The organism is Kitasatospora sp. GP30 (assembly GCF_029892145.1).
GTDB classification, from domain to species: domain Bacteria; phylum Actinomycetota; class Actinomycetes; order Streptomycetales; family Streptomycetaceae; genus Kitasatospora; species Kitasatospora acidiphila.
The window spans coordinates 60697-73972 of record NZ_JARZAH010000006.1 but is presented as its reverse complement, the minus strand read 5'-3'; the positions used below and the strand labels follow the sequence as shown (position 1 = coordinate 73972).

Annotated in this window: 11 protein-coding genes and 1 pseudogene; 8 read left to right on the top strand and 4 right to left on the bottom strand. The window is 71.3% G+C overall.

The genetic code is table 11. The features are described from left to right. The first annotated feature begins 42 nt into the window (after positions 1-42). The 3 genes from P3T35_RS12025 to P3T35_RS12015 all read left to right on the top strand — a co-directional run bounded on the left by P3T35_RS12025 (position 43) and on the right by P3T35_RS12015 (position 3844). Positions 43-417: a BlaI/MecI/CopY family transcriptional regulator gene (locus P3T35_RS12025; protein WP_280705817.1), complete on the top strand. Its 375-nt coding sequence runs from the start codon at positions 43-45 to the stop codon at positions 415-417. 24 nt (positions 418-441) lie between these two features. Continuing rightward, a complete protein-coding gene (locus tag P3T35_RS12020) occupies positions 442-1341 on the top strand; it encodes a M48 family metalloprotease (RefSeq protein ID WP_180356352.1) in 900 nt (299 codons plus the stop codon). A gap of 265 nt (positions 1342-1606) precedes the next feature. Continuing rightward, complete coding sequence (locus P3T35_RS12015; protein WP_101379271.1) at positions 1607-3844, top strand: exo-alpha-sialidase; 2238 nt, start codon at positions 1607-1609, stop codon at positions 3842-3844. 622 nt (positions 3845-4466) lie between these two features. On the opposite strand, the gene P3T35_RS12010 is transcribed toward P3T35_RS12015, so the two are convergent. Next, complete coding sequence (locus tag P3T35_RS12010; protein WP_101379270.1) at positions 4467-5471, bottom strand: GlxA family transcriptional regulator; 1005 nt, start codon at positions 5469-5471, stop codon at positions 4467-4469. A 167-nt stretch (positions 5472-5638) separates the two neighbouring features. Here P3T35_RS12010 and P3T35_RS12005 point away from each other — a divergent pair, with 167 nt between their 5' ends. Beyond that, positions 5639-6370 (top strand): DJ-1/PfpI family protein, encoded by a 732-nt coding sequence (locus tag P3T35_RS12005; protein WP_101379269.1) that lies wholly within the window; start codon positions 5639-5641, stop codon positions 6368-6370. Positions 6371-6474: 104 nt separating this feature from the next. On the opposite strand, the gene P3T35_RS12000 is transcribed toward P3T35_RS12005, so the two are convergent. Further along, a complete protein-coding gene (locus P3T35_RS12000) occupies positions 6475-7911 on the bottom strand; it encodes a DUF2254 domain-containing protein (protein ID WP_101379268.1) in 1437 nt (478 codons plus the stop codon). Positions 7912-8184: 273 nt separating this feature from the next. Between P3T35_RS12000 and P3T35_RS11995 the strand changes: the two genes are divergently transcribed. Next, positions 8185-9351 carry a nitric oxide synthase oxygenase gene (locus P3T35_RS11995; protein ID WP_218976640.1) on the top strand — a complete coding sequence of 389 codons (1167 nt, stop codon included), beginning with the start codon at positions 8185-8187 and terminating at the stop codon, positions 9349-9351. Between the two features lie 343 nt (positions 9352-9694). Here the strand turns inward: P3T35_RS11995 and P3T35_RS11990 are convergent, their stop codons facing one another. Then, positions 9695-10459: a DUF4118 domain-containing protein gene (locus tag P3T35_RS11990; protein ID WP_101379267.1), complete on the bottom strand. Its 765-nt coding sequence runs from the start codon at positions 10457-10459 to the stop codon at positions 9695-9697. Positions 10460-11038: 579 nt separating this feature from the next. On the opposite strand from P3T35_RS11990, the gene P3T35_RS11985 reads away from it, so the two are divergent. Both P3T35_RS11985 and P3T35_RS11980 read left to right on the top strand, forming a co-directional pair. Then, positions 11039-11296 carry a hypothetical protein gene (locus P3T35_RS11985; protein WP_143676749.1) on the top strand — a complete coding sequence of 86 codons (258 nt, stop codon included), beginning with the start codon at positions 11039-11041 and terminating at the stop codon, positions 11294-11296. Beyond that, positions 11280-12672 (top strand): annotated as a pseudogene (locus P3T35_RS11980) (HAD-IC family P-type ATPase). Before P3T35_RS11985 ends, P3T35_RS11980 begins: the two are co-directional and overlap by 17 nt. 125 nt (positions 12673-12797) lie before the next feature. Here the strand turns inward: P3T35_RS11980 and P3T35_RS40395 are convergent. Then, on the bottom strand, positions 12798-13076 hold the full coding sequence (locus P3T35_RS40395) for a hypothetical protein (protein ID WP_348533407.1): 279 nt from the start codon (positions 13074-13076) through the stop codon (positions 12798-12800). Positions 13077-13105: 29 nt separating this feature from the next. Here P3T35_RS40395 and P3T35_RS11970 point away from each other — a divergent pair, with 29 nt between their 5' ends. Further along, complete coding sequence (locus tag P3T35_RS11970) at positions 13106-13270, top strand: hypothetical protein (RefSeq protein ID WP_218976639.1); 165 nt, start codon at positions 13106-13108, stop codon at positions 13268-13270. Positions 13271-13276: the final 6 nt, after the last annotated feature.

Here is a 13276-nt window from a genome sequence, read left to right as displayed (position 1 = left end):
CGACGGCAGATCGACAACGGACTCGGGCGAACGGAGAGCAGCGTGGGTGCGCAGTCCCGGGACCAGCGGCGCGAGAGCGGCGCGCTGGAGGCCGAAGTCATGGCCGTACTGTGGGCCGGGGGCGCACCGATGACAGCGGGTCAGGTGCATGCCGCGCTCGGTGGCTCGGCGCTGGTCTACAAGACCGTGCTCACCGTCCTGGGCCGGCTGCACGCCAAGGGCCTGGTCGATCGTGAGCGGGTCGGCCGGGCACACGCCTACCTCCCGCGCAGGGGGCCGGCCGAGGAGGTCGCCTCCGAGATGAACCAGGCGCTGGCGCGCGGCGCCGACCGCCTTGCGGTACTTCAGCGTTTCGTCGACGGGCTCGACCCGGACGACGAGCGAGCACTGCGGGATCTGCTCGACGCCCGCGACTAGGACTTCCGTGCAGGAGGGCTGCCCGTGTACTTCACCGTCTACGCGCTGCTGCTCGCTCCTGCGGTCCTGGCGTGGCTCGCGTCCGCCGTGTCCCGTCATCTGGCGCCGGCGGCCGCGGTTCGCGTCCTCACCTGCCTCGCGACGGTCGCGGCCGGTGCCACGGTGTGGGGGTTGGCGGTGCTCGCCGTCGGAGGCCTCGCGCGCACCTCGCAGCTGCAGGCGTACGCGCACAGCAGTCCGGCGGCGCTGGCTGCGGCGGACCCCGTCCCCGGCGGCCTCGGAGCGGTCGCCGTCGTCGTACTCGCCGTCGTCGTGGTGCGGTTCGCCGTCACGGGCCGGCGACGCGCGAGCGGACGCCGGGCGCTGTCGGTGGTGCGCTCAAGTCCGGCCGCGGGAGACCTGATCGTCCTGGCCGGGGATCACGCCGACGCATACGCGCTGCCGGGCCGGCCCGCGCGGATCGTGGTGACGGTCGGGATGCTGCGGGCCCTGAGCGCCGATGAACGCGCTGTCCTGCTCGCTCACGAGCGCGCCCATCTGACTCACCATCACCACCGTTACACAGCACTCGCCCAGGCCGCTGCCGCGCTCAATCCGCTGCTCAACCGCGTGCGTGACCAGATCGCCTTCGGCATCGAGCGCTGGGCCGATGAAGAGGCAGCGGATGCGGTGGCCTCGCGGCAGCTCGCCGCCCGCTCGCTGGCCCGGGCCGCACTCGCCACCACCTGCGTCCCGGGGTCGCCGGAGGCTCTCGCCTACGTGCGCCACCGCATGGCCGCCCGCGTCGGCGCGCTGCGGACGACGTGCCGGCCGAGTCGCTGGAGCCTGCTCTGGCCTGTCGCAACTGCCTTGCTGGTCACCTCAGTTGCCTTGATCGACGTCACCGTCGCGCTCGTCCGTTGTCTGAACGTGCTCATTCCGTAGCTGTCGTCCCTGAGGGGCGCGTCCTGCGGCCGGGGGGATGTCGGTCGCACATCTTGTGCGATGTCATGTCCTGGGCCAGACTTCCGAATCACGAACACGCATGCACGTTGCGTGAGCGTCCTTCCACCTGACCTGGGCGGGCCCAGTGCCACAGCACTGCGGTCCGCCCCGCGTCGTTCCGCACCTCCGCACGGTCGAGCACACCTACCCCCACAGGCGCGAACGGGCCGACGCACCAAGTCCGGCCCAGACACAGGAGATCCGGATGAAACGACCCCACCTGCCCAGCTGGCGACGCGGCCTCGCCGCTACCGCCTCCGTGGCGCTCGTCCTGACCGGCGTCGCGCTCACCGCGAGCCCGGCTCAGGCGGCGACCTCGATCACCAACGGCGGCTTCGAGAGCGGGAACCTCTCGGGCTGGACGACGGCCGGCACCACCTCGGTCACCACCAGTGGCCCGCACAGCGGCAGTTACGCGGCCCAGGTCGGCGGCACCGCCCCGACCAACGGCACGTCCTCGGTCAGCCAGTCCTTCACCGCCCCGTCAGGCAGTCCGCAACTGGGCTTCTGGTACGACGTTTTCTGCCCGGACACCGTCACCTACGACTGGGCCACCGCGACCCTGAAGGACACGACCAGCAACACCACCGCCACGGTGCTGCCCAAGACCTGTACCAGCGGCGGCGGATGGAAGCAGATCACCAGCACGCTGACGGCTGGGCACAACTACACGCTGACGCTGAGCAGCAAGGACGACAACTACCCGGGTGACCCGACCTACACCCTCTACGACGATGTCACGCTCACCGGCGGCACGACGGCCAACGACTTCTCCCTCACCGACAGCCCCGCCGCGGCGAGCGTCAGCGCGGGCGGCTCGACGACCTCGACCATCTCCACGGCGGTGACCTCCGGTTCCGCCCAGAGCGTCGCGCTCTCCGCCTCGGGCCTGCCCAGCGGCGCCAGCGCGTCCTTCAGTCCCGCCTCGGTGACCGCGGGCGGCTCGTCGACCCTGACCGTCACCACCTCCGGCAGCACCCCCGGTGGCACCTACCCGATCACCATCACCGGCACCGGTACCTCGGCCACCCACACCGCGACCTTCAGCCTGACCGTCAACGGCAGCGGACCGAGCCTGGTCCAGGTCAGCACCGATCCGTTCACCAACTCCACCAGCCAGCACGCGACCGAGCTGGAGCCGGACACCTTCGCCGTCGGCAACACCATCGTCGGTGCCTCCCAGGTCGGCCGGTTCACCGACGGCGGTGCCTCCGACACCGGCTGGGTCACCTCCACCGACGGCGGCACCACCTGGCAGCACGGCATGCTCCCGGGCATCACCACCTACCAGGGCGGCGGAAGTTGGGCCCGGGTCTCGGACCCGACGGTGGCCTACGACGCCAAGCACGGCACCTGGATGATCGCCGGCCTGGTCATCGACGCCAACGTCAACGGCGCCGGGGTCTCCGTCAGCCGCTCCGCCGACGGGCTCACCTGGCAGAACCCGGTCATCGCGGTCGGCAACGACGGCCAGGGCTACGACAAGGACTGGATCGTCTGCGACAGCACCCCGACCAGTCCGCACTACGGCAACTGCTACGTCGAGGTCGACCTCACCTCCTCCGGCAACGCGGTGATCATGGCGACCTCCACCGACGGCGGTGCCACCTGGTCCGCCCCCGCCTCGCCCGCGAGCGGCGACGCCGGACTCGGCGGCCAGCCGCTGGTCCAGCCGAACGGCAACGTCGTTGTCCCGTTCTCCACCAACGGCTCCTCTGTCCGCGCCTTCACCTCCGCGGACGGCGGTGCGAGTTGGGGCTCCTCCGTGCTCGTCTCGAACATCACCAACGCGACCGTCGCGGGTGGACTGCGCGACGGCAGCGGGCTGCCCTCCGCCGAGATCGACGCGAGCGGCAAGATCTACGTCGCCTGGCAGGACTGCCGCTTCCGCTCCGGCTGCTCGTCCAACGACATCGTCTACTCGACCTCGACCGACGGGGCCACCTGGTCGGCCGTGACCCGGGTTCCGATCGACGCGGTCACCAGCGGCGCGGACCACTTCATCCCCGGCTTCGGTGTCGACCACACCACCTCCGGCACGACCGCCAAGCTCGGGGTCTACTACTACTTCTACCCGAACGCCAACTGCACCACGGCCACCTGCCAGTTGGAGGTCGGCTTCATCTCCTCCACCAACGGCGGCACCACCTGGAGCACCCCGCAGACGGTCGCCGGACCGATGTCGCTCTCCCAGGTCGCCGGCAGCACCCAGGGCAGCATGGTCGGCGACTACATCTCCTGCTCCGTGGTGAACGGCAGGAGCGTCTCGGTCTTCGCCGTCGGCAAGACCCCCACCAACGGTCAGGCCTTCGACGAGGCCATGTACACCGTCCAGGGCGGTCTGGCCCTGCGTGCCGGGACGACGCCCGCCACGACCGGGCCCGTCCTGTCCACGGTGGGCAGCCATCGGGCGGGCTTCGGCTCACTGCCTGTCAGGAACTGACGGCCTGACAGCAGGGCGGTCGGCCCACCCTTCCCGGTGGGCCGGCCGCCCTCTGACGCCTCGGTACTTCAGCCGGTCGGTCGCGTCGGCCCGCCGAGGGTGCCGTGCACAGGGTCGACCGGGTTCTCGACGTCACCAGGTCCGGCTGTGCCGGGCGCGGCAGTCGTGGGCCGAGCGGCACCCGTGGGCGATGCCGGGAGGGCGGAGGAGGACGCTGCGGCGCGGGTGGGGGACGGGCTCGCGGCGCTCGGAGCGGCCGCAGGAGGTGACGCAGGAGGTGACGCAGCCGAGGCGGAGGGCGTGGCAGCGTCCGACGGGGCAGTGGTGGCAGCGGTGGGCACGGTGTCCGATGAGGTCGTCGGGGAGTGCGCGGCAGGACTGTGCGACGCTCCGCCGGTCGACGCGCAGCCCGCGAGCGCGACCATGACCGCCGTGCCGGCGGCGAGGGCTGCCGTGCGCCTGTTCATCTGTCGATCTCCGAACTCTGGTCAGGTCACGGGGTTGGGTGCGCCTTGGACGATACGCGCTGTCCGCTGGTTCCCCGGTGGGATCGGCGAGATGCTGCGGCCTTCGGTGCCGGGAACGGTCGGCCTCCAGCACCGGTGGGACGACCCCCTCCGGCCTAGCGGGATGCGTTCGGCGAGTGGGCCTGATGCGCCGTCCCTGGGCCCAGCGCGGTGCGGTGGGCGGAGGGTGTGGTGCCGTAGTGGGCCAGGAAGGCCTGGCGCAGCGTTTCGGTGGAGCGGAACCCGCAGCGCCGGGCGACCGCGGTCAGCGGCAGCGCGGTGCTCGTCAGCAGGGTGGCGGCGGCCTCGGTGCGGGCGGTGCGGATGTAGCGGGCGGGCGGTTCACCGAGCTGGTCGAGGAAGAGGCGTGACAGGTGCCGCTCGCTGACGTCGTTGCGGGCGGCGAGGGCGGCGGTGGAGAGGTCGGCGTCCAGGTGGCTGGTGATGTACCGCACCACCTGGCGCAGCAGCCGGTGGGCGGGCGGGGCGTCCTTCACATAGGGCGACAACTGGGCCTGGTTGCCCGGTCGTTGCATGTAGGTGACCAGCCAGCGGGCGACCGAGCGGGCCAGATCGGGCCCGTGGTCGTCCTCGACCAGGGCCAGCGTCAGGTCGAGGGCGCTGGTCACCCCGGCCGAGGTGCAGACCTCGCCGTCGATGACGTACAGCGGGCGCGGGTCCACCGTGACCTCCGGGTGCCGGTCGGCGAGCTTGCGGGCGTACGCCCAGTGGGTGGTGGCCCGCCGCCCGTCGAGCAGGCCGGCCGCGGCCAGCACGCTCGCCCCGGTGCACACCGAGGCCACCCGGCGGCTCATTGGCGCCAGCCGGCGCACCTGCTCCAGCAGCGAGGGGTCGGCGGCCGCGTCGAGGTGGCCGGGGCCGCCGGCGATCACCAGGGTGTCGAGCGGGCCGCGGAGCTTCTCGACCGCGGCCTGACTCACCAGCGCCAGCCCGCCGGCCGAACGCACCGGGCGGGCCTGTGCGGAGGCCAGCCGGATTCGGTAACCGGGGTCCGCGCCGAGTCGGTTGGCGGCGTCCAGGGTGTCGCTGACGCAGGCGATGTCGAGGAGTTCGCACTGGTCGTAACCGATGATCACGACCTGTCGGGTGGGGGCTGTCATGGCGCGCAGCCTACGCCGGCCGGTCTGACAGACAGGGATCGCAGGATTTCGGACACAGTGCCCGGGTACGGCCCGGGGCGGCGCGCGGCGTGGGCGACGGTGAGTCGGGCAGCCGAACAGGCCGCCGGACCCCGAAAAGCCGTATCACCACACCAGGAGCCGAACCCATGTCCCAGAGCCTGACCGGAGCGACCGCGGGCCCCGCGACCCCGATCCGGACCATCGCCTTCGTCACCTACCCGGGCATCACCCTGCTCGACCTGGCGGGCCCGCTGCAGGTCTGCTCCGCGCTGCAGGACCTGTCGCAGGACTTCCGCACCGTGGTGCTCGGCGAGCGGATCGAGCCGATGCGCACCGACACCCCGCTCGCGGTGCTGCCGAGCCACACCTTCGACGAGGTTCCCGAGCCGTTCGCGCTGGTGGTCCCCGGAGGCCTCGCGCCGACGCTCACGGCGCTGGCCGACGGGCACCTGCTGGACCGCCTGCGTCAGGCCGCGAGCCAGGCCCACCTGGTCGGCTCGGTCTGCACCGGCTCACTGCTACTGGGCGCCGCCGGCCTGTTGGAGGGCCGCCGAGCCACCACCCACTGGTGGTACCGCGACCTCCTGACCCGCTTCGGTGCGACGCCGGTGGCGGAACGCTGGGTCGAGGACGGCCGCTACGTCACCGCCGCCGGCGTCTCGGCCGGCATCGACATGGCGCTCCAGCTCGTCGCCCGGGTAGCCGGCGAGGAGACGGCGCGCGAGATCCAGCTGCTCATCGAGTACGACCCGCAGCCGCCGTTCGGCCCGATCGACTGGGCCGGCACGGACGTTGAGCGCTACCAGCCGCTCGCCCAGCAGGTGCTCGCAGACGCCCTGGCCGACCACCCGGAGCTGCTCGCCCGCCTCGCGGGCTGAGCGGACGGCGTCCCCGGCCCACCCAGTACCTTCGATCAACCCGCCTCGGCACGAGGCCTTGTCCCAGGAGGGACGGACTCCATGCTCCGTACGACCAGAGCCCGCTACCAGTACGCCATGGGGTCCGTCCTGCTGCTGGGCGGCCTCGCGCTGAGCGCGTGCTCGGGCGACGAGAAGTGCTCCGACCGGTGGCGTGCGAGCAGCGCCTCGTAGCGGCGCAGCACGTCCTCGCGGTCGGCCGGCTCCGGTACGGACGCCTCGCAGCAGCGCCAGATCATCGTGCCCTGGTCCATCAGGACCTGACGCCGACGCGGGATCGCAGTCTGCTCCATGACGCGGCACAGGGCGTCGAGTTGACGGATCATCACGGCCGGCATGCCGGCCGAGCACTGGCGGATCTTCTCGAAGGCGCGCTGGACCAGGCGGTCGTAGTCGGCTTGGTAGGTCAGGACGCGGATCCGGTCGGCGCGGTCGCGGTGGACGCGCTGCGGGTGCCAGCCGTGGGTGATCCGGCAGAGGCAGTCGCTCAGCCAGTCGATGCAGGTCAGCGCGGTGAAGGTGTCGTTGACGGCGGGGGAGAGGGCGCGGATGGCGATCTCCACCAGCTGGTCGAAGCCGAAGGACACGTCCTGGGTCAAGGTGCGGTACGGCCCGGTCACCTGCACCCGCGCGAGCTGCGCAGCCAGCCGGGGCGCGGCCGTGGGCGGCCAGACCACGGCCAGCGGCTGCCCCTGTACCAGGAAGTGGCCCGGACGGTAGGGCAGATGGAGCACCGCGTCGGCGGCCTCGGCGAGGCGGACCAGCTCGTTGTGCTTCAGGAACTGCAGGTAGCCGGTGGCCGGAGTCGGTATCACCGTCCCCGACTCGTCGACCGAGCGCAGCAGGTCGACGGCCGTGGGTCCGCAGTCGGCGCCGGTCGGCGGCTCCTGGTCGGCGCCGCTCTGCGCCTCGATCGCCCGGGCCAGGTCGTCGGCGATGACCGCGATGACCTGCGGCAGCTGGATCATGGTGGCGATGTGGTGGATGAAGTAGATCAGCAGCCCGAGGTCGACCAGGGTGGAGGCGAGCGTGACGGTGATCGACAGGTGCGGCACGAAATCGCCGTGCGGACCGGGGCTTATCGCGGCCAGGACCAGCACTGTGTAGAAGAAGGTGGCCACGAAGGTTCCCAGCGTCAGCTGGGTGCCCCGGTCGCGTATGAAGGTGCGCAGCATCCGCGGACCGAACTGGGTGGAGGCCAGGGTCAGCGCCACGATGGTGATCGAGAAGACCAGCCCGACCACCGTGATGAGCGCGGCGGCGATGGTCGTGAGGATCTGCCGGGCACCGTCGGCCGTCCCGCTCAGCACCCAGTCGGCGAAGGAGAACCGGCCATCGTAGGCGAACCGGTCCAGTGTGATGGTGCCCGCGAAGAGCAACGCGAAGAGCAGCGCCTCGACCGCCGGCACCAGCCAGAGGTTGGTGCGCAGCCGCTCGCGACGCCAGGAAGACCCACTGAAGGAGGTGTTCTGACGAACTGTCGAGAACGGAGTGACGGGCACGGGTGAAGCTCCTCTGGGCAGGACGTCGTCCACTGCCGACCAGGCTTCCCGGCGCACCGTCCACCGAGCCTACCCGAGCTACTGTCAAGTCTGCACTGCGGTCGCCGACTTGACCGGCACCACGGCCGTGACGTGGTCGGGTGCATGGGTTTCGTCAAATCGGCTTGGCGGGACAGGGGAACGTCGGCCTCCGTGAGTAGTGTCCGGACGCAGTCAGGTGTTTCGTATGTGTGAACTGGGTGCCTACCTCTCGCCGTTGACAAGGGGATCATCGTGAAGACCTCGCACCTGCGCGCAGCACAGTCCGTACCCTCCACCCAGCCCGTCGGTCCGGTGGCCGCTGAGGCCGCCGACCTGTTGCGACAGCTCGTCGCGGAAGGGCACCTCTCGGCCGAGGCCGCTGAGCAGCGGACCAGGGAGATCGCGGCCGAACTGGCCGCCACGGGCGGCTACCGGCAGAGCGACCAGGAGCTCCTGCAGGGCGCCCGGATCGCCTGGCGCAACAACCCGCAGTGCATCGGCAAGTTCTACTGGAAGGGGTTGGAGGTCTGGGACTGCCGCGAAGTCGGTGTCGGCGGCTGCGACGAGAGCGGCCTGTTCGAGGTGCTGGTCGAGCACCTGCGGCTGGCCTGGAACGGTGGGAAGGTCCGCCTGCTGCTGACCGTCTTCACGCCGACTGAGCCCGGCATGCCGGGTGGTCCGCGGGTGTGGAACGGGCAGCTCATCCGCTACGCCGGCTACCGGCAGCACGACGGGTCGGTGGTGGGCGATCCCGGGACGGTGGAGCTCACCGAGGCCGTCCAGCGGATGGGGTGGCGCGGGCAGGGCACCGAGTACGACGTGCTGCCGCTGGTGGTGCAGTGGCCCGGAGGTGAGCCCAGGTGGTTCGAGCTGCCGTCGGATGCCGTGCCCGAGGTGCGGATCAGCCACCCGGAGTACCCGTGGTTCGAAGCGCTCGGACTGCGCTGGCACGCCTTTCCGACGATCTCCGACCAGGTTCTCGAACTGGGCGGCCTGCGCTACACGTTGGCGCCGTTCAGTGCCTGGTACACCTGTGCCGAGATCGGTGCCCGAAACCTGTCCGACACCAATCGCTACGACAAACTCCCGGCGGTGGCCCGGGGGATGGGCCTGGACACCACCCGGGACCGCACGCTGTGGCGGGACCGCGCGCTGCTGGAGCTCACCGCGGCCGTGCTGCACTCCTACGACCAAGCCGGCGTGTCGATCATCGACCACCACTTCGCCACCAAGCAGTTCGTCCGGCACGAGGAGCGCGAGCATAAGCACGGCCGCGGCTGCCCGGCCGACTGGTCCGCGATCGTGCCTGCTACCAGCGGGTCGACCACGCCGGTCTGGCAGCGCCGCTACGAGCCGACCCGAGTGCACCCCAACTTCGCACCACAGCCGACACTTTGGCCGTCCGGCACGGACGGCTGAGCGGCGCCGCTCAGCGGCAGGCCAACACGCTACGCCACCCTGACCCATCGCAGACTCATTGCGGCAGTGCCCCTGCCGTTGCCACAAGGCAGGGCGTTATGACCCCGTCAGGAACGGGCCCAGGAGCGCCAGGAGATCGTCAGGAATCCACAGCTCCCGGGCACCGCCGCATAGCGTCGGCCGCGAGAAGGGTTCCGCCCCGCTTGTGGAAGGACGAGGGTGGAATCCAGCCGATGGCCCTTCTCAACTCGGTGGTCCACACCGGGTCCGCATCGGCGGCCAGTGTTGAGGGAGGGGGCGCGGCGACGGGTGAAAGCCGCGCCGCGCCCCCGGCACACTCCACTCAGGCTGCTTTCACCGGCTGGCGCATGGTGTCTAGTGCCGCCCCGGCCTGCTCGGCCAGGGTGACCGCGACCAGGCGAGCCTGCCGGGACGGCTTGGTGCCCGGGGTGGGCTCGAGCATGAACCGGCCGATGTACCGGCCGCCGCCCACGAGACGCAGTTCCACGTCCTCCTCGGGCAGTCCGAGCAGGTCTGCGTCCCAGCTGCGCTGCCCGGTCAGGACCGAGCCGTCGTGTTCCAGGCGCGGCGGGTGGCCGAGCAGGGAGCCGTACTCGAAGCGGCAGCCGCGCAGTTGGAGCAGGTCGATCAGCTCGTCGCGGACGTGGTCCACGACGGTGAGCGCGGAGTTCGCCGAGCGGGCGAGCACCGCGGTGTCGTGGATCCGAGCCAGGTAGCCGGCGTCGGTGATCGCGACCACCTTGAAGCGGCGGGCGCGGGCGGCCAGTTGGGAGACCGCGAGGCCGACGGCGAGCAACAGGACAGCGGTCGCCAGATCGGCCGACTTGCTGATGGCGAACTGCTCGTACGGACGGGTGAAGAAGAAGTCGAACCACACGGCGGCGCCCACCGCGGCGAGAGCACCGGCCGTCCGGTGCCCGAGCGCGGCCACCGCGACCACCACCGCGACCAGCAGCAGCGCCACATTGGTGTTGGCCAGGCTGCCACGGAACGGCAGCAGCACCGCGCACAGGACGATCGGGGCTGCCACGGCCGCGAGCAGGGCGAGCGGTCCCCGGGCGGAGAGCCGGTTGAGAATTCGGCGCATCGCGCACCTCCTGATCTCCGGTGTAGCAGGCTCACCCCGCCCCGGAACCGGTAGCCGCGCAGCATTGACGGGATCCTTGCGTGAGACGGGCCTCAGACGGCCGCCCCGACGCAGGAGGCGACTTTCTCGGGCACCGGTACGAAGCCTGCCGCCTCGGCGAGTGCGCGGCTCGGCTCGGCTCGTTGGAGTGCGCTGCGGTCCGGGCGGGGGTCCGCCACCGGTGCCGGATCGCGGTGGCGATCGCCTGGTGCTAGCGACGCGTCAAGATCACGCCTGGCCACGCGAAGAACGCGTCAGGAACGGTCATGGCCGGTGATCGCCCGCATAGCGTCAGCTCTCGAGAGGCTCGGGATCGCTCCGTGGGGGAGTCCAACCGGTGCCATCCACCAGTGGCGACGCCCAGGGGCCGGCACTGGCAGCCAGGTGACGGGGAGCGCGCGGCACATGAGAGAGCGGGTACCGGCCGGAACGGTCGAACCGGGGAAGACGAACCCGTCGGGGGAGACGGGCCCAGGTTCGACCGAGCCGCAGCCGGTACCCGCGCCGCACGCTCGCACTCCCGTGCGCCGAGGGAAAGGTGTGCGGGGCCTGGCATGGCGGCCGGGCCCCGCACGCTGGTCGGCGCCGCCGGCCCGTTCCTGGTGGACCACGCCGCGCCTGGTGCGCGGCCTCAGCGCGCTCTGCGTCGCCGTCCGGCCGGGCGCGGCGGCCGTCAGTGCCACCGTGCTGGGCGGAGCCCGGCAGGGCATCGACGACATCGGCCACCGGGCCGCGCCCCAGGGCCGTCCGCAGCGCCGACCTGTACTTCGCGCTCAGCGACATGGACGCCCGCGCTGACGTGAGCGCACCGCGCCCTCGCGCCGGGCGCGGCGGCCGGGCCGCGCTCGCGCTGTCGTACCGTCCGCTGGGCGACTACCTGGCGCACCTGCTGACCAGCCGGAGGCATCTGCGGTTCGAGCGCGGTGCCTACCGGCTGATCGGCGTCCACGGTGACTACGACCAGACATGGACGGCGTACCTGCGCAGTGTGCTCGCTTTCTCGGCCGTCTCGGTGCTCTTCCTCTACGCGTTCCAGCGCCTGCAGAACCCCCTCTGGCTCTGCCTCGGCTTCCCCGCAGTGAGCCCGGCGACGGCGTGAACACCGCCGCCTCCTTCGTCACCAACACCAACTGGCAGTCCTACTCGGGCTGTCGACCATGGGCCACCTGGTGCAGATGGCCGGTCTGGCGGTGCAGAACTTCCTGTCCGCCGCAGTGGGCATCGCGGTGGTGGCAGCGCTGATCCGCGGCTTCCACCGCAACCGAACCGATCAGGTCGGCAACTTCCGCAAGGGCGCGGCCGGCTCGGTCGTCGCCTGGGTGGAGGCGAACGGCGGCCGGGCCGGCGAGGAGAGCGGCCGCCTGGTCGAGGAAATCTCCTCGGCGGGCGGCACTCCGCTCGTGGTGGCGGTCCAGCACACGGCCGAGCCGGCACGGGTGTTGGGGGTCGTCAACCTGAAGGACGTGGTCAAGCACGGCATCCGGGAGCGGTTCGAGGACCTGCGGACGATGGGCATCAGGACCGTGATGATCACCGGTGACAACCCGCTGACCGCCAGGGCGATCGCCGACGAGGCAGGAGTGGACGACTTCCTCGCCGAGGCCGCACCGGAGGACAAGATGGCCCTGATCCGCCAGGAGCAGGGCGGCGGGAAGCTGGTCGCGATGACCGGCGACGGAACGAACGACGCGCCGGCCCTGGCCCAGGCCGATGTCGGGGTGGCGATGAACACCGGCACCTCGGCCGCCAAGGAGGCCGGGAACATGGTGGACCTGGACTCCAACCCCACCAAGCTGATCGAGATCGTCGAGATCGGCAAGCAACTGCTGATCACCCGCGGCGCGTTGACCACCTTCTCGATCGCCAACGACGTCGCCAAGTACTTCGCGATCATCCCCGCGATGTTCGCGAGCGTCTACCCGGGCCTGCACCACCTCAACATCATGGGACTGCACAGCCCGAAGTCCGCGATCACCTCGGCGATCGTCTTCAACGCGCTGATCATCATCGGCCTCATCCCGCTGGCCCTGCGCGGCGTGCGCTACAAGCCGTCCTCGGCCTCCGCGCTGCTGCGCCGCAACCTCGGCGTGTACGGGGTCGGCGGCCTGAGCCTGCCGTTCCTCGGGATCAAACTCATCGACCTGGTCGTCCAGTTCGTCCCCGGCCTGCACTGAGCCAGCCCTGAGCCCGCACCGAGCCCGCACCGACCGAAGGAGACCGCCGTGGCACGCCCCCTGCCGACGCTGGCCTCGGGCGCCTCAAACCTCGGCCCCAACGACGGCAGCCTGACTCAGACGGTTCACGACCGCCGCGCCTCGGCCGCCGCCTTCGACGGCGTTCCCGCCGGCCAGGTGCCCCCGGACGCGCTCACCGCGAGCGGCTCCGGCCTCGACCGGACATCTCGCCCGCCTACGCCTATGAGCAGGTCGACCGGGTCGCCAAGGCACGGGGTCTGGATACTGCGGCGGTCCACCAGCTGATCGAGGAGCACATCAAGGGCCGCCCGCTCGGCTTCCTCGGCCAACCCCGGGTGGACGTGGTCACGCTCAACCTCGCCCTCGCCCGGCTCGGCTGACATCGGACCCGCTCCGGCCCAGGAGCTGTGTGGTGACGCAGCCGTCCGAGGCCCGGACCGGACGGGGCCGGTTCAAGATCTACCTCGGAGCCGCCCCGGGCATGGGCAAGAGCTACCGCATGCTCGACGAGGGCCTGCCATCGACGTCCACCTGGTCACCCGCGAGGCATCCGGACGGCGCCGACGCGCATCCGTAGCCGTTG